Consider the following 22,888-nt stretch of genomic DNA (forward strand, 5'->3'; position numbering starts at 1 on the left):
ACCGCTGGCCCCGCCCGAACCCGGCGCCGCCCGGCTCGACGCCCTACCCCGGGCCCACGTTCCACCGACCCGGCAGCTCGGCCTCACAAAACACACACACGAACCACCCCTCCCGCACCACGTTGCACTCCCGACACTCCTCACACCGCCGGAACACGACGGCGTGGGTGAACCCCCCGGGGTGGCCGATGCCGGCGCCCTCCAGTGCCTCGGCCACGGCGGCCCAGGACGTCAGGTCCGGGCAGTAACCGGTGGAGAGGTTGGCGACCTCGCGGACCTCCCATCGCCCGGCGCCGTCGCGCTCGAAGGTCATCTCCCCCGCCGCCCGGACCGGTTCGCCGCCCGCGCAGACCACGTGCTCGCTGCGCCGGGGGGCGAGCCGCAGCACGCCGGCCCGGTCCACCACGTACGTGGCCGGCTCCGCCGGGTCCACGGGGAGGGGGTCCAGGTCCCGGCGGCCCCGGACGGGGTGCCCGCGCACCCCGGCCCGCACCAGGGCGGCGGGGCCGGGCGGGCCCACGTAGGAGAACAGGGGCGGCGGCTCGTCGCGCGCGCTCACGCGGGGTCCTCGCCCGGGGGCGGGTCGGTGGCCAGGCGGGCGTGGAGGTGTTCGTCGTGCCACCCGTCGGCGTGAAGGAGGGCTCCACGCATCGTCCCCTCCAGGGTGAAACCGGCGCGGGTGGCGACGGCGCAGGAGGCGGGGTTGGCGACCGAGTGGCAGATCCGCAGCCGGTGCAGGCCGAGGGAGTCGAAACCCCAGCGGGTCACGGCCGTCACGGCCTGTCCCATGAGGCCCCGCCCGCGTCCCCGGGGCAGCAGCCAGTAGAGGAACTCCGCGTCGGCGCCGGACAGATCGATGTCGCCGAGGCCGACGAGGCCCACGGCTCCGTCCGCCGCGTCGGCCACGGCCCAGATCGCCGCCCCGCCCTCCCGCCACCGCGCGTCCCACCGCCGGATCCGGTCGACGGCGGACCGCGGGGACTCGGGGCCGATCCGGTTCCAGTGCCGGATCCCGGGGTCCTCACCGACCTCCACGAGCACCGCCGCGTCCTCCTCCCGCCAGGGCCTCAGGCGTGCTCCCCCGCTCAGGGGCAACACCGGCAGTGGGGCTCGGGTGACGGGTGGGACGGAGGGTATTTCGCTGGACATCGGTTGTTCCTCGCCGACTTGACGGAGCCTCGGCGGATGTCGATCCGACCCCGGCCGAAGTGCGTGTCACTACGTACGAGTAGTTAACCAACAGCGCGGATTGGGCGGGGGGAGAGTGGGGCAGGGCTCTGCGGGTACGCGCGGTACACGCACGGCGCACCCGCCACCAACCTTTCCCCGCCACCCGAGTGAACGCGGACAGGAGCGGCCATGCCCGCAGCCCAGCCGTCTTCCGAGCGGCTAGAAACAGAGCGAACAGAGCGTGCACTACCAGCCGTGATTCAGGCTGGCCTGTTGTCACCGAGCCCTGCGAACTGCCCCCAGGTGATCCCATCATGATCGGTCGCATTCCCGTGCTGGACGTCCGCCCCGCCGTCGACTGCGGCGCCAGACCCGCCAAGGCGGTCGTGGACGAGGTCTTCGAGATCTCGGCCACCGTGTTCCGTGAGGGCCACGACGCCGTGGCCGCGCACGTAGTCCTGCGAGATCCGAACGGACGGCTACGGCCGCCCGTCCCCCTGCGCGAGCTGGCCCCCGGCACCGACCGGTGGGGGGCCCGGGTGTCCGCCGAGGTCGAGGGGAGGTGGACCTACACCGTCGAGGCGTGGAGCGATCCGCTCGCGACCTGGCGCTCCCACGCCGCGATCAAGATCCCGGCGAACCTCGACACCGGCCTCGTGCTCCTCGAAGGCGCCGAGCTCTACGAGCGCGCCGCCGCCAGGATTCCCAAGAAGGACGGTCGCGCGGCCGTGCTGTCGGCGGCCGAGACCATGCGGGACGAGGACCGGCCCGCCGCCGAGCGGTACGCGGCCGCCCTGGCCCCGACCGTGTCGGCGGCCCTCGCCCGGCGCCCGTACCGGGAGCTGGTCACCGCCGCCAAGGCCCTGCCCCTGATCGTCGAACGCAAGAGGGCCCTCTTCGGCTCCTGGTACGAGATGTTCCCCCGCTCCGAGGGGGCCGTCCTGGACCCCGACGGGCAACCGGTCGGCGGCACCTTCGCCACGGCGGCCGAACGCCTGCCCGCCATCGCGGCCATGGGCTTCGACGTCGTGTACCTGCCGCCGATCCACCCCATCGGCTCCACTTACCGCAAGGGGCCCAACAACACTCTGTCCGCAGGGAGTTGGGACCCGGGCGTGCCCTGGGCCATCGGTTCCACGGAGGGCGGCCACGACGCCGTCCACCCGGAGCTGGGCACCATCGAGGACTTCGACGCCTTCGTGGACCGCGCCCGCGAGCTCGGGATGGAGATCGCCCTGGACTTCGCCCTCCAGTGCTCCCCGGACCACCCGTGGGTGGAGAAGAACCCGCAGTGGTTCCGCCACCGCGCGGACGGGACGATCGCGTACGCCGAGAACCCGCCGAAGAAGTACCAGGACATCTACCCGATCCACTTCGACACCGACATGGCCGGCATCGTCGAGGAGACGTGCCGGATCCTGCGGCACTGGATGGACCACGGGGTCCGGATCTTCCGCGTGGACAATCCGCACACCAAGCCTGTCGTCTTCTGGCAGAAGGTGATCGCGGACATCAACAAGTCCGACCCCGATGTGATCTTCCTGGCGGAGGCCTTCACCCGCCCGGCGATGATGCGGGCGCTCGCCGCGAACGGCTTCCAGCAGTCGTACACGTACTTCACCTGGCGCAACACCAAGGCGGAGCTGACCGAGTACCTGACCGAGCTGACCGCCACCCGTTCGGCCTCCGTCATGCGGCCGAATTTCTTCGTGAACACCCCCGACATCCTCCACGAGTACCTTCAGCACGGCGGTCGACCCGCCTTCGAGATCCGCGCGGTCCTCGCCGCCACCCTCTCCCCCACCTGGGGCGTCTACGCCGGCTACGAGCTGTGCGAGAACGAGTCGGTCCGGGCGGGCAGCGAGGAGTACCTGAATTCCGAGAAGTACGAGTTCCGGCCACGCGACTGGGAGGCCGCCGAACGCGAGGGCCGCACCATCGCCCCGCTGATCACGGCGCTGAACCGGATGCGCCGCCGCAACCCGGCCCTCCAGCAGTTGCGGGACCTCCACTTCCACTCGACCGACAACGAACAGGTGATCGCCTATTCGAAGCACTCGGGGGCCAATTCCGTACTGGTGGTCGTCAACCTCGATCCGCACCACACCCAGGAGGCGACGGTCTCGTTGGACATGCCGGTACTCGGCCTCGACTGGCACGGGTCCCTCGCGGTGCGCGACGAGCTCACCGGCGAGACCTATCACTGGGGCAGGGCGAACTACGTGCGCCTAGAGCCGGGCCGTACGCCCGCGCACGTGCTGGCCGCTCTGCGACCGTCCCCGCCCACCGGAGGGTCACCCACCACATGATGATCAACGATCCCGTCCACGACACCTTCGAGGACACCCCCGCCAAGGACCGCGATCCCGACTGGTTCAAGCGGGCGGTCTTCTACGAGGTCCTCGTCCGCTCCTTCCACGACAGCAACGGCGACGGCGTGGGTGACCTCAAGGGGCTCACCGCCAAGCTGGACTACCTCCAGTGGCTCGGCGTCGACTGCCTCTGGCTGCCGCCGTTCTTCGCCTCGCCCCTGCGCGACGGGGGCTACGACGTCTCCGACTACACGTCCGTGCTCCCCGAGTTCGGCGACCTCGCCGACTTCGTGGAGTTCGTCGACGCGGCACACACCCGCGGCATGCGGGTCATCATCGACTTCGTCATGAACCACACGAGCGACCAGCACGAGTGGTTCCAGCAGTCGCGCAAGGACCCGGACGGACCGTACGGCGACTACTACATGTGGGCCGACAACGACAAGCAGTACCAGGACGCCCGCATCATCTTCGTCGACACCGAGTCCTCCAACTGGACGTACGACCCGGTACGCAAGCAGTACTACTGGCACCGCTTCTTCTCCCACCAGCCGGACCTCAACTACGAGAACCCGGCCGTGGTGGAGGAGATCGTCTCCGCCCTGCGGTTCTGGCTGGACCTCGGCATCGACGGGTTCCGCCTCGACGCCGTGCCCTACCTGTACGCGGAGGAGGGCACCAACTGCGAGAACCTCCCCCGCACCCACACGCTCCTCAAGCGGGTCAGGGCCGAGATCGACGCGCACTACCCGGACACCGTGCTGCTCGCCGAGGCCAACCAGTGGCCCGAGGACGTCGTCGACTACTTCGGCGACTTCACCAAGGGCGGGGACGAGTGCCACATGGCGTTCCACTTCCCCGTCATGCCACGCATCTTCATGGCCGTGCGAAGAGAGTCCCGCTACCCGGTCTCCGAGATCCTGGCCAAGACCCCGGCGATCCCGGACCGCTGCCAGTGGGGCATCTTCCTGCGCAACCACGACGAGCTCACCCTCGAAATGGTCACGGACGAAGAGCGCGACTACATGTACGCCGAGTACGCCAAGGATCCGCGCATGCGGGCCAACATCGGCATCCGGCGCCGGCTCGCCCCGCTCCTGGACAACGACCGCAACCAGATGGAGCTGTTCACCGCCCTGCTGCTGTCGCTGCCCGGCTCGCCGGTGCTCTACTACGGCGACGAGATCGGCATGGGCGACAACATCTGGCTCGGCGACCGCGACGGGGTGCGGACCCCGATGCAGTGGACCCCCGACCGCAACGCCGGTTTCTCCTCGTGCGATCCGGGCAGGCTGAACCTGCCGGTCATCATGGACCCCGTCCACGGGTACCAGGTCACCAACGTCGAGGCGGCCATGGCGTCGCCCTCCTCGCTCTTGCACTGGACCCGGCGGCTGATCGAGATCCGCAAGGCCAACCCGGCCTTCGGCCTCGGTTCGTACACCGAACTGCCCTCGTCCAACCCGGCCGTCCTCGCGTTCCTCCGCGAGTTCGGGGACGACCTGGTGCTGTGCGTGCACAACTTCTCGCGCTTCGCGCAGCCCACCGAGCTGGACCTGAGGTCGTTCAACGGGCGGGTCCCGGTGGAGCTCACGGGTGACGTGCGCTTCCCGCCGATCGGCGAGTGGCCGTACCTGCTGACCCTGGCGGGCCACGGCTTCTACTGGTTCCGCCTGCGGAGCGAATAGCCGCACCGCTCTGTCCGGGCGGAGTCCTCGGTCTTCGCCCGGCCAAGGCCGGCACCCACAGGGGCGCTCACTCGAACGGGTCAGTCGTCCACCCCTGTACGGATCATCCTGACCCGACACTCGCACATGCCGGAGAAGCAACTGCCGCACATCCGGGACACTCTGCGCATTCTGTGACGGCCCGGGGAAAGGACTCGACGCCATGTCGGAGGCTGCATCCGCCCGGAGCCGGCTCACGGCCGACCGGGCCACCGGTATCGGCCCGCTGGAGGCGATGCTGCGGGCCTGGCTGCCCGCACAACGCTGGTTCGCCGGAAAGGGCCGCGTCATCGACCGGCTCCGGACCGTCTCGGCCGCGGAGCTGCTGCCACCCGGATCCACCCCGGGACTGCTGCACCTGCTCCTCGACGTGGACGGGGACTGCTACCAGCTGCTGCTCGGCATCCGCCCCGCCCCACTGCCCCCCGCGCTCGCGCCCGCGCTGATCGGGCACGCCCAGGACGGGCCCCACGCGGGCCGGGCCGTGTACGAGGCCCTCGGCGATCCGCGGCTCGCCGCGATGCTGCTGGAGCGGCTGCGCTCCCCCGGCACGCTCGGCCCGCTGCGCTTCGACCGGGACCCGGACGCGCCCGTGCCGGCGGGGCTCGCGCCCCGACCGCTGTCCGGGGAGCAGACCAACTCCTCCCTGATCTACGGGGACGCGTACATCCTGAAGGTCTTCCGCCGTGTCGGCCCCGGGATCAACCCGGACCTGGAACTGCCCAGGGCACTGGCCGCCGCCGGCTGCGCCCGGGTGCCGGCGCCCGTCGCCTGGTACGAGGCGGCGCTGCCCGGTGGAGAACCGTTGACCCTGGGCGTGCTCCAGCCCTACCTGCGCGGCTCCGACGACGGCTGGCAGCTGGCCCTGCGCCGGCTCGGCGCCGGGGCCGACTTCACCGCCGAGGCGCACGCGCTCGGCCGGGCCACCGCCGAGGTGCACAGCGCCCTGGCCTCCGCCCTGCCCACCCTCGCGCTCGGCCCCGAGCAGACGGCCCGGCTCGCCGCCGGGATGACCGCCCGGCTGGCCGCCACCGCCCGCGAGGTGCCCGCCCTCCAGCCGTACGAGGCCGGGCTGCGCGGCGCCTTCGACGCGCTGGCCGCCTCCCGGGGCAGCGGGGTGCACGCCCAGCGCATCCACGGGGACCTGCACCTGGGGCAGACCCTGCGCACCGTCGACGGCAGTTGGGCCCTGATCGACTTCGAGGGGGAGCCGGCCCGCCCGCTGGCCGACCGGCGCCGCCCCGAACCCGCCGTCCGCGACATCGCCGGGATACTGCGCTCCTTCGACTACGCCGCCCGCTCGCACCGCCCCTTCGCCCCCGCCTGGGCGGACGCGTGCCGGGCCGCCTTCTGCGAGGGCTACGCCCGCACCACCGGCCGCGACCCCCGCGAGGACCCGGTGCTGCTGCGCGCCTACGAGACCGACAAGGCGGTGTACGAGGCCCGCTACGAGTCCCGTCACCGCCCCGACTGGCTGCACGTCCCGATGGCCGCGATCCGCCGGCTGTCGGAACCCCAGCGCCCGGCCCACCGCATGCCCCCGCCCCACCCCGGCACGACCCCCCATCCGAAGCCCCCGAGGAGGCCGCTCGCGTGAGCGCCGCACGACAGCCGTCACCGACCGTCCGCGAGGAAGCCGCCGCCCGCGCCGCCGCCCCGGCCGCGACCCCGACCGTCCCGACCGCCCCGGCCGACGGAGCCGCGCGCAAGCCCCGTGCGCCCCGGGCCCGCAAGGCCGCCCCGCCGCACGGGGTCCGTCCGGCGCCACCGCTGGGCCTTGAGGAGCGGACCCGGCTGCTGGAGGGCCGTCACCACGATCCGCACGGCGTGCTGGGGGCCCGTGCCCAGCGCGGCGGGGTGTCCTTCCGGGCACTGCGCCCGTACGCGAAGGCCGTCACGATCCTGGCGAAGGGCCTGCGCGCCGAGCTGTTCGACGAGGGGGACGGGCTGTTCTCCGGGCTGCTGCCGCTGACGGCGGTGCCCGACTACCGTCTGCTGGTGACCTACGAGAGCGACGAGATCGAGGTCCACGACCCCTACCGCTTCCTGCCGACCCTCGGCGATCTGGACCTGCACCTGATCGGCGAGGGCCGGCACGAGGAGCTGTGGACGGCGCTCGGTTCGGAGCCGATGGAGCACCAGGGGGTCGGCGGCACCCGGTTCACGGTGTGGGCGCCCAACGCCCTGGGCGTGCGGGTCACCGGCGACTTCTCGTACTGGGACTCCGTCGCGTACCCGATGCGCTCGCTGGGCTCCACCGGGGTGTGGGAGCTGTTCCTGCCGGGAGTGGGCGAGGGCTCCCTGTACAAGTACGACATCACCCGCCCCGACGGCAGCCACACCGTGCGCGCCGACCCCATGGCCCGATACGCGGAGGTCCCGCCGGCCAACGCCTCGGTGGTCACCACCTCCCGGTACGAGTGGCAGGACTCCGATTGGATGGCCACGCGCGGGAGCCGCCCGGCGCACCAGGCCCCCCTGTCGGTGTACGAGCTGCACCTGGCCTCCTGGCGGCCGGGGCTGAGCTACCGACAGCTCGCCGAGCAGTTGCCCGCGTACGTGAAGGAACTGGGCTTCACCCACGTCGAGCTGATGCCGGTCGCCGAGCACCCCTTCGGCGGTTCCTGGGGCTACCAGGTCACCGGCTTCTACGCGCCGACCTCCCGGATGGGCACGCCGGACGACTTCCGCCTCCTGGTGGACTCCCTGCACCGGGCCGGCATCGGCGTGATCGTCGACTGGGTGCCGGCGCACTTCCCGCGCGACGACTGGGCCCTGGCCGAGTTCGACGGGCGGCCCCTGTACGAGCACCACGACCCGCGCCGGGCCGCGCACCCGGACTGGGGGACGCTGGAGTTCGACTACGGCCGCAAGGAGGTCCGCAACTTCCTGGTGGCCAACGCCGTCTACTGGTGCCAGGAGTTCCACGTCGACGGCCTGCGCGTCGACGCGGTGGCCTCGATGCTGTACCTGGACTACTCGCGCGGCGAGGGCGAGTGGGCGCCGAACGAGCACGGCGGCCGGGAGAACCTGGACGCGATGGCGCTGCTCCAGGAGATGAACGCGACGGTCTACCGGCGCTGCCCCGGAGTGGTGACGATCGCCGAGGAGTCCACCGCCTGGGACGGGGTGACGCGGCCCACCGACTCGGGCGGGCTCGGCTTCGGCCTGAAGTGGAACATGGGCTGGATGCACGACACCCTGCGGTACGCCTCGAAGGAGCCGGTGCACCGCAAGTACCACCACAACGACATGACCTTCGGGATGGTGTACGCGTTCAGCGAGAACTACGTGCTGCCGATCTCGCACGACGAGGTGGTGCACGGAAAGCGCTCGCTGGTGTCGAAGATGCCCGGTGACTGGTGGCAGCAGCGGGCCACGCACCGGGCGTACCTGGGCTACATGTGGGCCCACCCGGGCAAGCAACTGCTCTTCATGGGGCAGGAGTTCGCGCAGGGCTCGGAGTGGTCGGAGAGCTACGGTCCGGACTGGTGGCTGCTGGACTCCTCCTACCCGGCGGCCGGCGAGCACCGGGGCGTGCGCGACCTGGTGCGCGACCTGAACCGGACGTACACGGCGGCGCCGGCGCTGTGGGAGCGCGACAGCGTCCCGGAGGGCTTCGCGTGGGTGGAGGCGGACGCCGCCGAGGACAACGTGTTCGCCTTCCTGCGCTACGCCCAGGACGGCTCGCAGCTGCTGTGCGTGTCGAACTTCTCGCCGGTGGTCCGGCACGGGTACCGGATCGGGGTGCCGCAGGACGTCCCGTTGTGGCGGGAGGTCATGAACACCGACCTGGAGGTGTACGGCGGGAGCGGCGTCCACCACGGCCGGCCGCTCAAGCCCGAGCCGGTGCCCGCGCAGGGGCGGGCGGCGAGCCTGCGGATGACGCTCCCGCCGATGGCGACGGTCTGGCTCAGGCCGTAGCACCCTCGCGCGACGGCTGCTCCAGGTGCGCTTCGAGCTCCTGGAGCAGCCGCCGCTTGGGGAGGGCGCCGACCAGGCGGTGGACCGGTTCGCCGTCGCGGAAGACGATCAGGGTGGGCGCGGCGAGGACGGCGTGAGCGGCGGCGGTGACCGGATTGTGGTCGATGTCGAGCCGGAGGACCTTGAGCCGGGCGCCCTCCTCGGCGGCCACGGCGGCGAGCACCGGGGCGAGCTGGCGGCAGGGGCCGCACCAGTCGGCGGCGAACTCGACCAGGACCGCCCGGCCCCGTTCGGCGAGCACCTCCGTCTCGAAGTCCCGGTCGGTCACCTCGGGCACGCCGTGGGCGTGGATCATGTCGTTCCCCTCTCGTGTGGCGTGGTGGTACGTGTGCGCGGTCGGTGGATCGCCGCGCGGTCCGTGGATCGGCGCGCGGTCCGTGGATCGCCGCGCGGTCCGTGGACCCGCGCGGTCAGCCCGTCATCTCGCAGCGCGGCGGGTCCGGAGCCTCGTCGACGCCGGCCGCGTACGGGGCCCTGACCTCCTCGGCGACCGCCAGCTGGCGGGCCACCTGGGCGCGGACCCCGGCCAGCCGTTCGATCAGGCCGTCCAGCTCGTCGAGCTTGCGGCGGTAGACGGCGAGCGAAGCCGGGCAGGAGTCGCCGGCCGGGTGGCCGGCGCGCAGGCACTCCACGAAGGGTCGGGTCTCCTCCAGGTCGAACCCGAAGTCCTGGAGGGTCCGGATCTGGCGGAGCAGGAGGAGGTCCTCCTCTCCGTACTCGCGGTAGCCGTTGTCGGCCCGCCGCGCGGTCAGGAGGCCGCGGCTCTCGTAGTAGCGCAGCGTCCGTGTGCTGGTCCCGGCCTTGCGGGCCAGTTCGCCGATTCGCATGGTCCGACCGTATTCCTTGACGTCGGCGTCAAGGCAAGGGAGGCGCGCGCGGGGCCGGAGCGGACCCTTCCGATCATGTGACGCAGGTCACTTCGCCGGTTTGCCCGGACGCCTGAAATGGAGTGGCTGGATCCGTACGCTGTAAATGGATCTTCACCCGATCCGATTACCGGACAGTCTCAGGGAAACCCGGCCAAAGTGCCGAACTCCATAGGACTTTCCTACGAGTTATGGGCTTGTTTGAATGGTCCGTAGTCGCCACCCCTCGTCGACTTCTACCGTGTGCCCTGTGCACTCCAGCCCACCTTTCAATGCCCCCGCAGCGCGTCGTCTCCGCGCTGCCCTGGGCATGGCTCCCGGTCATGTCGCCTACGGCCTGCGGGCCCAGTACGGACTGCTCGTCGCACCCGAAACCGTGATGGCCTGGGAGCGGGGAGAACAGTCCCCCACCTCCGCCGAGCTCACGGCCCTCGCCGGCGTGCTGTGGTGTTCGCCCGGGGAGCTGCTCGCCGAGCCGGTCACCCTGCGGGAGCACCGCCTGGCCCGGGGCCTGGACCCCGAGGACCTGGCCCGCCGGGTCGGACTGGACGCCTCCTCGTACCAGAAGATGGAGGAGAGCGGGCGCTGGCGGGGCAACGAGCGGCAGTCGGCCGCCCTCGCCTCGACGCTCGGGCTGACCCTGGCGCAGTTCGTGACGGCGACCGGCAAGCAGGAAGAGCTGGCGGGGATGCTGCGCAGCGCGGTCACCACCCGCTGGCAGGCCTACGTGAAGCCGGTCGGCAAACTGCTGCCGATACCCAAGGCCCACCTGGAACGGGTGCTGGAACGACTCCACGGGGAGTACCAGTCCCGGATGGTCGCCACCCTGAGCTGGGGCGGCGGCGGGGGCGCGGCCGGCACCGGTGACGCGGGCCGGGAGTTCCTCGGGGAGATCGTGGACCGCTTCTGGGCGCTGGCCGGCGGTGCGGCGTAGGACACACCCCGACGGAAACGAAAAGGCCCCGGGCTCCCCGCGAGGGGGAGGGACCGGGGCCTTTCGGCGACGGGATCGGGGTCGTTGGTCCCGCGTGTCCCGGGCCGGGGGCCGGTCAGAAGACGGACTCGGCCTCGTACATCCGGTCCTCGGGGACCGTCTTCAGCTCGGTGATGGCGTGGGCCAGCGGGGCCATCACGATGTCGGTGCCGCGCAGGGCGGTCATGTTGCCGAATTCCCCGCGGTGCACGGCCTCCACCGCGTGCCAGCCGAAGCGGGTGGCGAGGACGCGGTCGTAGGCGGTGGGGACGCCGCCGCGCTGAACGTGGCCCAGGATGACCGGACGGGCCTCCTTGCCCAGGCGCCGCTCCAGCTCGACGGCCAGGCGGTTGCCGATGCCGGCGAAGCGCTCGTGACCGTACTGGTCGATGGCGCCCTTCTCGTACGGCATGGAGCCCTCGGCCGGGTGCGCGCCCTCGGCGACGCAGACCACGGCGAACTTCTTGCCGCGGGCGAAGCGTTCCTCCACCATCTTGACCAGGGCGTCCACCTCGAAGGGGCGCTCGGGCAGGCAGATCCCGTGGGCGCCGCCGGCCATGCCGGACTCCAGGGCGATCCAGCCCGCGTGGCGGCCCATGACCTCGACGACCATGACGCGCTGGTGCGATTCGGCGGTGGTCTTGAGGCGGTCGATGGCTTCGGTGGCGACCATGACGGCGGTGTCGAAGCCGAAGGTGCGGTCGGTGGAGGAGATGTCGTTGTCGATGGTCTTGGGCACGCCGACCACCGGCATCCCTGCGTCCGACAGCATCCGGGCGGCCGTCAGGGTGCCCTCGCCGCCGATCGGGATCAGCGCGTCGATCTCATAGCGCCGCGCCAACTCCGCCGCGTTCTCGGCGGCTTCGTGCAGGCGGGCCCGCTCCATGCGCGCCGAGCCGAGGATGGTGCCGCCCCGGGCGAGAATGCCGCTGACGGCGTTGATGTCGAGGGGGCGGTAGTGGCCGTCGAGGAGGCCCTTGAAACCGTCCTCGAAACCGATGACCTCGTCCCCGTGGCCGACCACGGCCCGGTGTACGACCGACCGGATGACAGCGTTGAGGCCCGGGCAGTCGCCGCCTGCGGTGAGAACTCCGATACGCATCGTGCTGTGTCTCCTGCTCCTGGTCGTACCTGGCCGTACGCGTGCGGGCGGACAGCCGTACATATGAAGGGCGTATTGATGAAGCCTGTCCGATTGTTCCACGCGCCGGGGGTGCCGCGCTCTTCGCGCCACTCCCGGCACAGGGCCTTTCGGCCCTCCCCGCCAGGCCCTTTTGCCGGCGGGCATCCCCTCCGTGCGCAGGGGTATCGTCAAGAGGCCAAGCCCGTACCAATCGGGGCAACCGGGTCGAATACCTGCAGGCCACGCAGTGGGACGGCCGGATCGACACACGGATCGACACACACATCGTGGGACGGAGAGCACGCGTGACGCGCAGCGTGTACGTGACCGGCATCGAGCGGGGGGACGGCCGACAGGTCGTCGAGCTGGGGATCATGGAGCTCCTGACCCGGCAGACAGGACGCGTGGGCGTGTACCGCCCCCTCCTGCACGACGGACCGGACCGGCTCTTCGACCTCCTGAAGGCCCGGTACCGGATCGAACAGGACGCCGCGACGGCCTACGGCATGGAGTACGGGGAGGCCTCGGCGGTCCTGGCCGAGAAGGGCACCGACGAGCTGGTGTCCCGGCTGGTCGACGCCTATCACCGGGTGGCGCGCGACTACGAGGTCATGCTGGTCCTCGGCACCGACTACGCCGAGACCAACCTCCCCGACGAGCTGGCCCTGAACGCCCGGCTCGCCAACGAGCTGGGCGCGGTCGTGGTCCCCGTCGTGGGCGGTACCAAGCACCCCGCCGAGGCCGTCCGCGCCGAGACCCGCAACGCCTACCGCGCCTACGAGAGCCTGGGCTGTCACGTGGTGGCGATGGTGGTCAACCGGGTGGCCGCCGAGGACCGCGACCTCATCGCCGAACGGCTGGCCGCCCGTCTCCCCGTGCCCTGCTACGTGCTGCCCGACGACAAGTCCCTGTCCGCCCCGACGGTCGCCGAGATCACCCGGGCGCTCGGCGGCGAGGTGCTGCTCGGCGACGAGGCCGGGCTCGCCCGTGACGCCGTGGACTTCGTCTTCGGCGGGGCGATGCTGCCGAACTTCCTGAACGCCCTGACCCCCGGCTGCCTGGTCGTCACCCCCGGGGACCGCTCCGACCTGGTCGTCGGCGCGCTGGCCGCGCACAGCTCCGGCACCCCGCCCATCGCGGGCGTGCTGCTGACCCTCAACGAGCGCCCGGGCAAGGACGTGCTCGCGCTGGCCTCGAAGCTGGCGCCGGGCACCCCGGTGATCTCGGTGGCCGGCAACAGCTTCCCGACGGCCGGCGAACTCTTCACGCTCCAGAGCAGATTGAACTCCGCCACCCCGCGCAAGCTGGAGACCGCGCTCGGCCTCTTCGAGCGGCACGTGGACACCGCCGAGCTGCGCGGCCTGCTGTCGGTGGCCCGCTCGGAGCGGGTCACCCCGATGATGTTCGAGCACGAGCTGCTGGAACGGGCCCGCTCCGAGCGGCGCCGGGTGGTGCTGCCCGAGGGCACCGAGGAGCGCGTGCTGCGCGCCGCCGACGTGGTGCTGCGCCGGGGGGTCTGCGACCTGACCCTGCTGGGCGAGGAGCAGGCGATCCTGAAGAAGGCCGCCGACCTGGGCATCGACATCTCCGGCGCCCAGCTGATCGACCCGGCCACCTCCCCGCTGCGGGAACGGTTCGCCGCCTACTACGCCAAGGCCCGCGCACACAAGGGCATGACCGTCGAGCTGGCCGGCGACGTGGTCACCGACGTCAACTACTTCGGCACCCTGATGGTCCAGGAGGGTCTGGCCGACGGCATGGTCTCCGGCGCGGTGCACTCCACCGCCGCGACCATCCGGCCCGCCTTCGAGATCATCAAGACGAAGCCCGACGCCTCCATCGTCTCCTCGGTCTTCTTCATGTGCCTGGCCGACAAGGTCCTCGTCTACGGGGACTGCGCGGTCAACCCGGACCCCAACGCCGAGCAGCTCGCGGACATCGCCGTCCAGTCGGCCGCCACCGCCGCCGCCTTCGGCGTGGAGCCCCGGATCGCGATGCTCTCGTACTCCACCGGCACCTCCGGTTCCGGCGCGGACGTGGACAAGGTCCGCAAGGCCACCGAGATCGTCCGCGAGCAGCACCCCGAACTGCTGATCGAGGGTCCGATCCAGTACGACGCGGCCGTGGAGCCCTCCGTCGCGGCGACCAAGCTGCCCGGGTCGGAGGTGGCCGGGCGGGCGAGCGTGCTGATCTTCCCGGACCTGAACACCGGCAACAACACGTACAAGGCCGTGCAGCGTTCGGCGGGCGCCGTCGCGGTCGGCCCGGTGCTCCAGGGCCTGCGCAAGCCGGTGAACGACCTCTCGCGGGGCGCCCTGGTGCAGGACATCGTCACCACCGTGGCCATCACCGCGATCCAGGCGCAGACCCAGCAGGCGCCGCGGCCCGAGCAGGCCCGGGGGGCGACCCCCGGCGCCTGAGCCGCTTCCCGGCCCGCCCGCGCACCGCGCACCGCGCACCACCGTGGCGCGCACCACCCGCCCGTAGAACCGTCCCCTCCCGAGAAGGCTCCGCACCCGTGACCGCATCGCGCGTACTCGTCCTCAACTCCGGCTCCTCGTCCGTCAAGTACCAGCTCCTCGACATGGCGGACCACTCCCGCCTGGCCGCGGGCCTGGTGGAGCGGATCGGCGAGGAGACCTCCCGGCTCTCGCACGAGCCCCTGACGGGGCCGGGCGCCACGGGCGGCAAGCGCGAGCGGACCGGCCCGATCGCCGACCACCGCGCCGCCCTGCGGGCGGTGGCCGAGGAACTGGCCGCCGACGGGATGGGCCTGGACTCCCCCGAGCTGGCGGCCGTGGGCCACCGGGTGGTGCACGGCGGCACGAAGTTCACTCTGCCGACGGTGATCGACGACGCGGTGCTGGCGGAGATCCGCAGCCTCATCCCGCTGGCCCCGCTGCACAACCCGGCGAACGTGACGGGCATCGAGGTCGCCCGTTCGCTGCGCCCTGACGTCCCTCAGATCGCCGTCTTCGACACGGCCTTCCACTCGACGATGCCGGAGCACGTGGCCCGGTACGCGATCGACGCGGCGACGGCCGACAAGTACGCCATCCGGCGGTACGGCTTCCACGGCACCTCCCACGCGTACGTCTCCCGGGCGACGGCGGCGCTGCTGGGCAAGCCGGTGGAGGACGTGAACGTGATCGTGCTCCACCTGGGCAACGGCGCCTCCGCCTCGGCCGTCCAGGGCGGGGTGTGCGTGGAGACCTCCATGGGACTGACCCCGCTGGAGGGCCTGGTCATGGGCACCCGCTCGGGCGACCTGGACCCGGCGGTCGTCTTCCACCTGGCGCGGGTGGGGGGCCTGACGATCGACGAGATCGACTCGCTGCTCAACAAGAAGAGCGGTCTGCTGGGTCTGTGCGGCGACAACGACATGCGCGAGGTGCAGCGGCGGGCGGACGAGGGCGACGCGACGGCCCGGCTCGCGCTGGCCTCGTACGTCCACCGGCTGAAGAAGTACATCGGCGCCTATACGGCGGTACTCGGGCGGGTGGACGCGGTGGCCTTCACGGCGGGCGTCGGCGAGAACGCCTCCGCGATCCGGGAGGCTGCGGTGTCCGGGCTGGCCGAACTGGGTCTCGCACTGGACCTCAAGGCCAATGCCGAGCGGTCCTCGCGGCCCCGGATCGTGTCGGCCGAGTACGCGAGGGTAGCCGTGGCAGTGGTCCCCACCGATGAGGAACTGGAGATCGCCACCCAGGCGTACGCGCTGGTTACCGGTTAGTCACTTGGACTTTCCACCAGACGGAATATTCCGCTACGAAACAAACCGATAGGATCCGCTCCATGCGCCGTTCCAAAATCGTCTGCACGCTGGGCCCCGCCGTCGACTCGTATGAGCAGCTGAAAGCGCTCATCGAGGCAGGTATGAACGTGGCCCGATTCAACTTCAGCCACGGATCCCAGGCAGAACACCAGGAGCGGTACGACCGCGTCCGGCAGGTCTCCGAGGACACCGGGCGTGCCATCGGCGTTCTCGCCGACCTCCAGGGTCCGAAGATCCGTCTGGAAACCTTTGCCGAGGGTCCCGTCGAACTGGTGCGTGGTGACGAGTTCACCATCACCACCGAGGACGTCCCCGGTGACAAGTCCATCTGCGGCACCACCTACAAGGGCCTGCCGGGTGACGTCTCCAAGGGCGACCAGGTCCTGATCAACGACGGCAACGTCGAGCTCCGCGTGACGGGGGTCGAGGGCCCCCGGGTCAAGACCATCGTCATCGAGGGCGGTGTCATCTCGGACCACAAGGGCATCAACCTGCCGGGTGCCGCCGTGAACGTCCCCGCCCTGTCCGAGAAGGACATCGACGACCTCCGCTTCGCCCTGCGGATGGGCTGCGACATGGTCGCCCTGTCCTTCGTCCGCGACGCCAACGACGTCAAGGACGTCCACAAGGTCATGGACGAGGAGGGCCGCCGGGTCCCCGTCATCGCCAAGGTGGAGAAGCCGCAGGCCGTCGCCAACATGGAGGCCGTCGTCGACGCCTTCGACGCGGTCATGGTGGCCCGTGGCGACCTGGCCGTCGAGTACCCGCTCGAAAAGGTCCCGATGGTCCAGAAGCGGCTCATCGAGATGTGCCGCCGCAACGCCAAGCCGGTGATCGTCGCGACCCAGATGATGGAGTCGATGATCACCAACTCCCGTCCGACCCGCGCCGAGGCCTCCGACGTGGCCAACGCGATCCTGGACGGGGCCGACGCGGTCATGCTGTCCGCCGAGTCCTCGGTGGGCGCCTATCCGATCGAGACCGTCAAGACGATGTCGAAGATCGTCACGGCGGCCGAGGAGGAGCTCCTCTCCAAGGGCCTCCAGCCGCTGGTCCCGGGCAAGAAGCCCCGTACCCAGGGCGGCGCCGTCGCCCGTGCGGCCTGCGAGATCGCGGACTTCCTGGACGCCAAGTCGCTGGTCGCCTTCACCCAGTCCGGTGACACGGCCCGCCGCCTGTCGCGCTACCGCGCCTGCCAGCCGATCCTGGCCTTCACCACGGACGCCGGCACCCGCAACCAGCTCACCCTGAGCTGGGGCGTCGAGTCCTCCCTCGTCCCGCACGTGGACAACACGGACGCGATGGTCGACCTCGTGGACGGCGAGCTGACCAAGCTGGGCCGCCACAACGAGGGCGACACCGTGATCATCACGGCCGGCTCTCCCCCCGGCGTCCCGGGCACGACCAACATGGTCCGCGTCCACCACGTGGGCACGGCCACCTCCGCCTGACCCCACACTCCCCACACTCCTCGCCACCGAGGCCGAGGACTCTGCCGCACAGAGACCGAGGGCGACACCCCGACCAACCGGGGTGCCGCCCTCGGTGTTTTGCCGCGCCGCCCGGCGAGACCCGGGCCACCGGCTCGGCAAGGACGTCCGCTCACCGCCCTTCAAGGCCCCGACGACGCGGCGCTGCTGCGGGAGGCCGCGTACGACCTCCTCGCCTTCGGCCCCGACTAGGACCACATCGCCGAGGATCTCCAGGCGAAGGCCGACCTCCTGGACCCGCCGGGGTCCGGGACAGCTTCCTGAACCCGGCGCGCACACGAGTGGCCCGCGCCCCTCAACGGGGTGCGGGCCACCGGCTCGTGCGCGTGCGGGACTACTTCTCGGCCGGGCCGATGTAGTTCTTGAGGCCCGGGACCGTGAGGTTGCCGCCGAACTGGCCGGCCTGGACGACCTTGACCTTCGTGAAGAACGCGAAGGGGACGTTCAGGGGCGGCGGGCTGTTCGGGGTGAACTCGATCGGGATGAGCCCGAAGAGGTTTCCCTTGAGGCTCTCCGTGTACATCGTGACCTGACCGTCACGGATGGTCGACGTGGAGCCCGGACGGGACTTCAGGTGGGCGATGTTGTTGCCCGTCCCGACCGTTTGGTACAGGTCCTTGATGTCCAGGGAGTCCGCCGTGAACTTCAGGACCTTCTTGACCTTGCCGCCCGCCGTCTTCACCTCGACGATGCCCGCGTAGTCCAGCCCGTAGAGGGTCAGCATCGAACTGTCGAGGTACCAGGGCTCGTCCGGCAGGAGCGGGATGCCCGGCTCCAGCTTCGCGTCGGCCAGGGCCTTGGCGTCGAGGGTCGGGCACGGGAACGGCTGCTTGCCGTCGGGGTCCGTGCTCGCCGAGGTCGACGGGGAGGGCGAGGTCGAGGCCTTGGGGTCGGCTTCGTCGTCGGCCTTCTTGGCGTCCTTGGCCTTGCCCGTCTCGTCCTTGGGCGTCTTGGCGGTGTCCTTGACGTCCTGGGGCAGTTCCGCGACGTCGACGCCCGCCTTCTTCGCCGCCTCGCGGATGGCGTCCGCGGCCGGGTCGGAGCTTTTCGCACCGCTCGGGGTGGGCGCGGGCGTCGGGGTCGCCGGCTTCTGCGCGTCCTTGATCGGCCTGCCGAGTGCGTCGACGAGTCCCTTGAGGGCGTCACCGACACCGAGCGGGTCGAGCGGGTTGGGGGTCTTGGAAGCGGACGGGGAGGGCGAGGCGCTCGCGGACGGCGTGGCCGCCGGGGACGTCTTCTTGTCCGTCTTGGTCGAGGTCGACGGCGAGGCCGACGGGCTGGTGACCGGCTTCGGGGTAAGGCTCGCGCCCGGCGAGGGGGTCGCGGTGGGCGACGTGCTCGGGGAGGGCGTCTTGGAGGGACTCGGCGAGGCCGATTCGGAGGGCTCGTCGGACCGCGTCACGCACGGGCCGGGAGCGAAGGGGATGTCCTTGTCGTCGGCCAGGGCCATCTTGGGGGCCATGCCCATCCCGACGAACACCGCCGTCGGCATCGCGGCCAGGGCCATCGTCTTGCCGACGGGTATCTGGATCTTGTTCAGCAGCGATTTCCTGGGCGCCGCGTGCCGCGGGCCCTTTCTCTCACGGGACTCTGCGCCGGGGGCCACGCCCCGGTGCGTCTCGTCACCCCGCACTGTTCCTCCCGCCATCGGCGTGGAAAGTCTTGTCGGTCAGGTACGCCGTCTCCGTGTCGCGGGGTGCCGGAACGCCCTCGTGGCCGCCCGCCATCGCCTGCTGCCGCCGCTGTTCCTCCGCCGCGATCTCCTCGGCCTCGGCCGAGGCCCTCGCCTCTTCGTCCACCGGTTCGCCCGGAGCCCAGGACAGCGCCATGGCGCCGCCGATCAGGGCGAAGAGGAAGCCGATGAAGAAGCCGCCGAGGTTGGCCACCGGCAGGGAGAGCAGGGCCAACAGGATCGCGGCCACACCGGCGAAGACGCGGATGTTCTGCTGGAACCAGAGGGCCAGCCCCAGGGTGATCAGCAGGACGCCGATGATCAGCGAGGTGGAACCCGTGGTCGTGGCCATGGCGAGGCTGATGTTGCCCAGCCGGAGGTCCGCGTAAGGGAAGTACATGATCGGGATGCCGCCGAACAGGGTGAACAGACCGGCCCAGAAGGGGCGTCGACCTCTCCATCCGCGGAAGACTTGGCGTCCTACGGTGAGCCAATGGTCGTCTACCGGGCGAACCGGGGCCTCGGGGTTCATGGACAACAGCTCCCTGGAAACGGTGGTACGGAGAACTCGGTGGAGCCCGGACGGGCGCACGACGACGGCTGCCGCCGCCCGCCCGTCCGGTCAGTCACGACCTGGACGGATCGGCTACTTCTCGTCCACGTAGCACGGCTGGTCACCGCTGAGCAGGCGCAGCTTGAGGTCGGGCAGGGTGAAGGTACCCGCCGTCGTCGCCCACGCCTTCTGACGCACCTTCGTCAGCGTGGCCGTCTTGGCCCGCTGGGAGAACAGTCCGCCGTCAGCCACCGTGCCGGGGGCCGGCTTGGTGGTGTGACTGCCGTCGCCGACCGCGACACCGATGTCGAGCTGCTCGAACTTGGCGTCCGCGTCCAGCTCGGCGACGTCGAGGTAGATGTTCTCCGCGACGGCCGGACGGCCCTTGTTACCCGTGCGCAGCTGCAGGGTGATGTTGCCGATGCCCGGGATCGGGGTGACCAGCGACTGACACATGTTGGTGATCTTGGCCGAGCTGAACCCGGAGATCGTTACCGGGTGCTTGGACTTCTCCTTCGAACCCAGCGTGGCGCCTTCTGCGACGCTGCCGTACTGGATCAGGTCCTGACCGACGAGCTCGTCGGCCGACACCTTGAAGTCCTGGCCGGAGACGCTGAAGGACGCCGCGAGGGCTCCCTGCGCCAGACCGACACCGACCGCGGCCGTGGCCGCGATGCTCGGCACCATGACGAGCGCGAAGCGCTTCCATCTGGTCCCACCACGAACCTGAGAACTCATACTTCGTTCCTCCTTCTCGGACGTACATCTCCGGTCCGGGCCGTACCCGTCCTGGGATGGGAGAAGTGCTACGTCCTCGGGAAGGAGCGCAGGCGGGCGGGTATGGCTGTGCCACGTCCCGTACACCGGCGATCACCCCCGAGCGACAACCACTGGGCCACGCGTTCGCGCAACCTGGAGGACAGGCCCTGTCGTACGGCAGGGACCCCCCTGTCCACGGACGGTGCCACTGCCACCGACCGGCTCGGTGGGGACCCTCCACCGCGGCTCCGGATGAGCGGCTCTGCGGGAAGGACCGAGCGTCGCCGATCGTGGTCCATTCCCGGCCGAGGCACAAGGGGGTTCGTTACTGGCGGGTAACGGGTGGATAACCGGGGTGAGGCCCAGCGCTGTCGGGCGGCCACACAGGGTGTAACCCAGGGCCACGACAGAAGGGGAGAAGAGTGAACCAACCGGACAGAACACAGGGTTCGGCTTACTGCGAGTAACAGCGGCCGCCATTACCAAGATTTGGTAAAGTGCGGCCGCTGTTTATCTACGTGTCAATAAATCGCCGGGGTCCGGAGCGGTTCCTAGAACAGGACCCGGGCCAGCGCAGTACGGGCCGCCGAGACCCGGGGATCGTCGGCTCCGATGACCTCGAACAGCTCCAGCAGACGCACGCGCACGGAGTCCCGCTCGTCGCCGAAGACCACCCGTACGGTGTCCACCAGGCGCCCGAAGGCGTCCGCCACATGACCGCCGGCCAGCTCCAGGTCGGCCGCCGCCATCTGCGCCGCCGGGTCCTTCGGGTTCGCGGCCGCCTCGGCCCGAACCGCCTGGGGGTCCATGTGCTGCACCCGGGAGAGCAGTTCGGCCTGGGCCAGGCCCAGCTTCGCCTCGGTGTTCGCCGGGTCGTCCGCCAGGACGTTGCGGTACGCCTGCACCGCGCCGGCGAGGTCGCCCGCGTCCAGCGCCACGACGGCCGCTTCCAGCAGCGCGTCGTACGGGCCGACCGGGACGGGGGCGGGGCCCTGGTCCGGGGCGCCCTCGGCGTCGGGGTCGACCTGGAGACCGAGGAGACCGAAGCGCTCCTCGGCGACCTGGACCAGCTGGCCGAGGGTCTCGCGGATCTGCTGCTCGGGCTCCACGCCCTGGAACAGCGGCAGCACCTGGCCGGCGACCACGGCGAAGACGGCCGGGATGCCCTGGATGCCGAACTGCTGCATCAGCATCTGGTTGGCGTCGACGTCGATCTTCGCCAGCACGAGACGGCCGTTGGCCTGGAGGGTCAGCCGCTCCAGGAGCGGGCTGAGCTGCTTGCACGGCTCACACCACTCGGCCCAGAAGTCGAGGACGACCGGGACCTCGTTGGAGAGCTGGAGGACGACGCTTTCGAACTCGGCCTCGTTGACGTCGAAGACGAGCGCGGACGGCGGTACGGCGCCACCGGGGGCGCTCCCCGCGTCGCCGCCCTGTCGGGCCGCGTCGGCGCGCGCCTGCTCGGCCTTGCTCTTGGCTTCGCCGGCCGCCTTCACCGCGGCGAGGTCGACGACGCCGCTCATGGACATGTTTCTGGGCTGCATGCGTACATCCTCCCCCGTGTGCGCGCGCCGGCGAAAAGGATCCCGGAAGATCGTGTGCGAAACCCCGATCGGATCCTGTCTCAGTGCTCGTGCCACTGCTCGTGCCACTGCCTGTGTCACTGCTGGACGGCGCCGGGTCCCCACCTGGCGCCAGTAGCCTTCGCGTGGTTGTCGCTCTTACGCTACGAGCCGTAGCGTAACTCCCCGGACGCCCCCGCGCCCCGTGATCTGAACCACAGCACGAGGCCCCCCGACGGTTCCCCTACCGGCGGGTATGGTCTCGGCCATGCGCAACCCCAGCACCGGCACCAGCCCCTCGCACGGCCGCACCGGTCGCCCCCGCAGCGCCGCGGCGGACGCCGCGATCCTCGCGGCGACCCGGGACGCGCTCGTGGAGCTCGGCTGGTCGAAGCTGACGATGGGGGACGTCTCGGCCCGCGCCGGGGTCGCGAAGACCACCCTGTACCGCCGTTGGGCGGGCAAGAGCGAGCTGGTCGTGGACGCCGTCGCGGAGCTGTTCGACGCGTTGGAGCTGCCGGACCGGGGCTCGCTGGAGGCGGACATCGAGTACGTGGTGCTCCGGTTCGCGGAGCTGCTGCGGCGCCCGGAGGCCCGTACGGCGCTGATGGCGGTGGTCTCGGAATCCACCCGGGACGAGGCGCTGCGCGACCGGATCCGGTCGGCGATCGTGGACCGGCAGAAACGTCTCGTCGTACTGGGTCGCGAACGCGCGCAGGCCCGCGGCGAACTTCCGTACGAGGAGGACGACACCCTCGCCGGTCTCGCCACGGACCTGATCTTCGACGTGATCGCCGGCACGGTGGTGCACCGGGCCCTGGTGAGTTCGGAGCCGGTGGACGAACTCTGGGTGGCGGCCTTCACCACCCTGTTGATGAACGGCCTGTCGGGCCCGACCCGCGCCTGAGCGGGCGGGCGTGGG

General features: G+C 70.9%; 18 protein-coding genes. 9 read left to right on the top strand and 9 right to left on the bottom strand.

Annotation, left to right across the window (positions count from 1 at the left end; genetic code table 11):
• Positions 1 to 43: 43 nt before the first annotated feature.
• A complete protein-coding gene (locus ACIOD1_RS00555) occupies positions 44 to 559 on the bottom strand; it encodes a hypothetical protein (RefSeq protein WP_401899396.1) in 516 nt (171 codons plus the stop codon).
• Positions 556 to 1,149 (bottom strand): GNAT family N-acetyltransferase, encoded by a 594-nt coding sequence (locus ACIOD1_RS00560; RefSeq protein WP_401899397.1) that lies wholly within the window; start codon positions 1,147 to 1,149, stop codon positions 556 to 558. The genes ACIOD1_RS00555 and ACIOD1_RS00560 overlap by 4 nt, the downstream gene beginning before the upstream one ends.
• 335 nt (positions 1,150 to 1,484) lie before the next feature.
• Here ACIOD1_RS00560 and ACIOD1_RS00565 point away from each other — a divergent pair, with 335 nt between their 5' ends.
• The 4 genes from ACIOD1_RS00565 (at position 1,485) to glgB (ending at position 9,133) form a co-directional block, all read left to right on the top strand.
• On the top strand, positions 1,485 to 3,479 hold the full coding sequence (locus ACIOD1_RS00565; RefSeq protein WP_365618274.1) for an alpha-1,4-glucan--maltose-1-phosphate maltosyltransferase: 1,995 nt from the start codon (positions 1,485 to 1,487) through the stop codon (positions 3,477 to 3,479).
• Positions 3,476 to 5,170: a maltose alpha-D-glucosyltransferase gene (gene treS, locus ACIOD1_RS00570; protein WP_365618276.1), complete on the top strand. Its 1,695-nt coding sequence runs from the start codon at positions 3,476 to 3,478 to the stop codon at positions 5,168 to 5,170. Before ACIOD1_RS00565 ends, treS begins: the two co-directional genes overlap by 4 nt.
• A 202-nt stretch (positions 5,171 to 5,372) precedes the next feature.
• Positions 5,373 to 6,806 carry a maltokinase N-terminal cap-like domain-containing protein gene (locus ACIOD1_RS00575; protein ID WP_365618278.1) on the top strand — a complete coding sequence of 478 codons (1,434 nt, stop codon included), beginning with the start codon at positions 5,373 to 5,375 and terminating at the stop codon, positions 6,804 to 6,806.
• Positions 6,803 to 9,133, top strand: a complete 2,331-nt coding sequence (glgB, locus tag ACIOD1_RS00580; protein ID WP_401899399.1) for a 1,4-alpha-glucan branching enzyme — start codon at positions 6,803 to 6,805, stop codon at positions 9,131 to 9,133. Before ACIOD1_RS00575 ends, glgB begins: the two co-directional genes overlap by 4 nt.
• Here the strand turns inward: glgB and ACIOD1_RS00585 are convergent.
• Together ACIOD1_RS00585 and ACIOD1_RS00590 are read right to left on the bottom strand one after the other, a co-directional pair.
• A complete protein-coding gene (locus ACIOD1_RS00585; RefSeq protein WP_365618282.1) occupies positions 9,123 to 9,488 on the bottom strand; it encodes a thioredoxin domain-containing protein in 366 nt (121 codons plus the stop codon). The genes glgB and ACIOD1_RS00585 overlap by 11 nt on opposite strands.
• A 115-nt stretch (positions 9,489 to 9,603) precedes the next feature.
• Positions 9,604 to 10,020, bottom strand: coding sequence for a MerR family transcriptional regulator (locus ACIOD1_RS00590; RefSeq protein WP_401899400.1), 417 nt, complete (start codon positions 10,018 to 10,020; stop codon positions 9,604 to 9,606).
• Between the two features lie 244 nt (positions 10,021 to 10,264).
• On the opposite strand from ACIOD1_RS00590, the gene ACIOD1_RS00595 reads away from it, so the two are divergent.
• Positions 10,265 to 10,993 (top strand): helix-turn-helix domain-containing protein, encoded by a 729-nt coding sequence (locus tag ACIOD1_RS00595; protein ID WP_365618286.1) that lies wholly within the window; start codon positions 10,265 to 10,267, stop codon positions 10,991 to 10,993.
• 115 nt (positions 10,994 to 11,108) lie between these two features.
• Here ACIOD1_RS00595 and ACIOD1_RS00600 read toward each other — a convergent pair whose 3' ends face one another.
• A complete protein-coding gene (locus tag ACIOD1_RS00600; RefSeq protein WP_365618288.1) occupies positions 11,109 to 12,134 on the bottom strand; it encodes an ATP-dependent 6-phosphofructokinase in 1,026 nt (341 codons plus the stop codon).
• Between the two features lie 326 nt (positions 12,135 to 12,460).
• Between ACIOD1_RS00600 and pta the strand changes: the two genes are divergently transcribed.
• From pta to pyk, 3 genes are all read left to right on the top strand, one after another.
• Positions 12,461 to 14,575 carry a phosphate acetyltransferase gene (pta, locus tag ACIOD1_RS00605; RefSeq protein ID WP_365618290.1) on the top strand — a complete coding sequence of 705 codons (2,115 nt, stop codon included), beginning with the start codon at positions 12,461 to 12,463 and terminating at the stop codon, positions 14,573 to 14,575.
• Between the two features lie 98 nt (positions 14,576 to 14,673).
• On the top strand, positions 14,674 to 15,888 hold the full coding sequence (locus tag ACIOD1_RS00610; RefSeq protein WP_401899402.1) for an acetate kinase: 1,215 nt from the start codon (positions 14,674 to 14,676) through the stop codon (positions 15,886 to 15,888).
• Positions 15,889 to 15,950: 62 nt separating this feature from the next.
• The gene (gene pyk / locus ACIOD1_RS00615; RefSeq protein ID WP_365618293.1) at positions 15,951 to 17,381 is read left to right on the top strand and encodes a pyruvate kinase; all 1,431 of its coding nucleotides are present in this window, start codon (positions 15,951 to 15,953) and stop codon (positions 17,379 to 17,381) included.
• 373 nt (positions 17,382 to 17,754) lie between these two features.
• On the opposite strand, the gene ACIOD1_RS00620 is transcribed toward pyk, so the two are convergent.
• From ACIOD1_RS00620 to ACIOD1_RS00635, 4 genes are all read right to left on the bottom strand, one after another.
• Positions 17,755 to 19,053, bottom strand: coding sequence for a hypothetical protein (locus ACIOD1_RS00620; protein ID WP_365618621.1), 1,299 nt, complete (start codon positions 19,051 to 19,053; stop codon positions 17,755 to 17,757).
• A complete protein-coding gene (locus ACIOD1_RS00625; protein ID WP_365618296.1) occupies positions 19,043 to 19,624 on the bottom strand; it encodes a DUF6114 domain-containing protein in 582 nt (193 codons plus the stop codon). The genes ACIOD1_RS00620 and ACIOD1_RS00625 overlap by 11 nt, the downstream gene beginning before the upstream one ends.
• A gap of 114 nt (positions 19,625 to 19,738) precedes the next feature.
• The gene (locus tag ACIOD1_RS00630) at positions 19,739 to 20,383 is read right to left on the bottom strand and encodes a DUF6230 family protein (protein ID WP_365618298.1); all 645 of its coding nucleotides are present in this window, start codon (positions 20,381 to 20,383) and stop codon (positions 19,739 to 19,741) included.
• 572 nt (positions 20,384 to 20,955) lie between these two features.
• Positions 20,956 to 21,948: a tetratricopeptide repeat protein gene (locus tag ACIOD1_RS00635; protein ID WP_365618300.1), complete on the bottom strand. Its 993-nt coding sequence runs from the start codon at positions 21,946 to 21,948 to the stop codon at positions 20,956 to 20,958.
• 286 nt (positions 21,949 to 22,234) lie between these two features.
• Here ACIOD1_RS00635 and ACIOD1_RS00640 point away from each other — a divergent pair, with 286 nt between their 5' ends.
• On the top strand, positions 22,235 to 22,873 hold the full coding sequence (locus ACIOD1_RS00640; RefSeq protein ID WP_365618302.1) for a TetR/AcrR family transcriptional regulator: 639 nt from the start codon (positions 22,235 to 22,237) through the stop codon (positions 22,871 to 22,873).
• Positions 22,874 to 22,888: the final 15 nt, after the last annotated feature.

It is taken from the genome of Streptomyces sp. NPDC088097 (genome assembly GCF_044741845.1).
GTDB lineage: Bacteria > Actinomycetota > Actinomycetes > Streptomycetales > Streptomycetaceae > Streptomyces.

Excerpts from the sequence above, each read along its gene's own strand:
- ACIOD1_RS00560 (WP_401899397.1), bottom strand. The coding sequence starts at position 1,149 with ATGTCCAGCGAAATACCCTCCGTCCCACCCGTCACCCGAGCCCCACTG.
- ACIOD1_RS00565 (WP_365618274.1), top strand. The coding sequence starts at position 1,485 with ATGATCGGTCGCATTCCCGTGCTGGACGTCCGCCCCGCCGTCGACTGC.
- treS (WP_365618276.1), top strand. The coding sequence starts at position 3,476 with ATGATGATCAACGATCCCGTCCACGACACCTTCGAGGACACCCCCGCC.
- ACIOD1_RS00575 (WP_365618278.1), top strand. The coding sequence starts at position 5,373 with ATGTCGGAGGCTGCATCCGCCCGGAGCCGGCTCACGGCCGACCGGGCC.
- ACIOD1_RS00585 (WP_365618282.1), bottom strand. The coding sequence starts at position 9,488 with ATGATCCACGCCCACGGCGTGCCCGAGGTGACCGACCGGGACTTCGAG.
- ACIOD1_RS00590 (WP_401899400.1), bottom strand. The coding sequence starts at position 10,020 with ATGCGAATCGGCGAACTGGCCCGCAAGGCCGGGACCAGCACACGGACG.
- ACIOD1_RS00595 (WP_365618286.1), top strand. The coding sequence starts at position 10,265 with ATGGTCCGTAGTCGCCACCCCTCGTCGACTTCTACCGTGTGCCCTGTG.
- ACIOD1_RS00600 (WP_365618288.1), bottom strand. The coding sequence starts at position 12,134 with ATGCGTATCGGAGTTCTCACCGCAGGCGGCGACTGCCCGGGCCTCAAC.
- pyk (WP_365618293.1), top strand. The coding sequence starts at position 15,951 with ATGCGCCGTTCCAAAATCGTCTGCACGCTGGGCCCCGCCGTCGACTCG.
- ACIOD1_RS00625 (WP_365618296.1), bottom strand. The coding sequence starts at position 19,624 with ATGAACCCCGAGGCCCCGGTTCGCCCGGTAGACGACCATTGGCTCACC.
- ACIOD1_RS00630 (WP_365618298.1), bottom strand. The coding sequence starts at position 20,383 with ATGAGTTCTCAGGTTCGTGGTGGGACCAGATGGAAGCGCTTCGCGCTC.
- ACIOD1_RS00635 (WP_365618300.1), bottom strand. The coding sequence starts at position 21,948 with ATGCAGCCCAGAAACATGTCCATGAGCGGCGTCGTCGACCTCGCCGCG.
- ACIOD1_RS00640 (WP_365618302.1), top strand. The coding sequence starts at position 22,235 with ATGCGCAACCCCAGCACCGGCACCAGCCCCTCGCACGGCCGCACCGGT.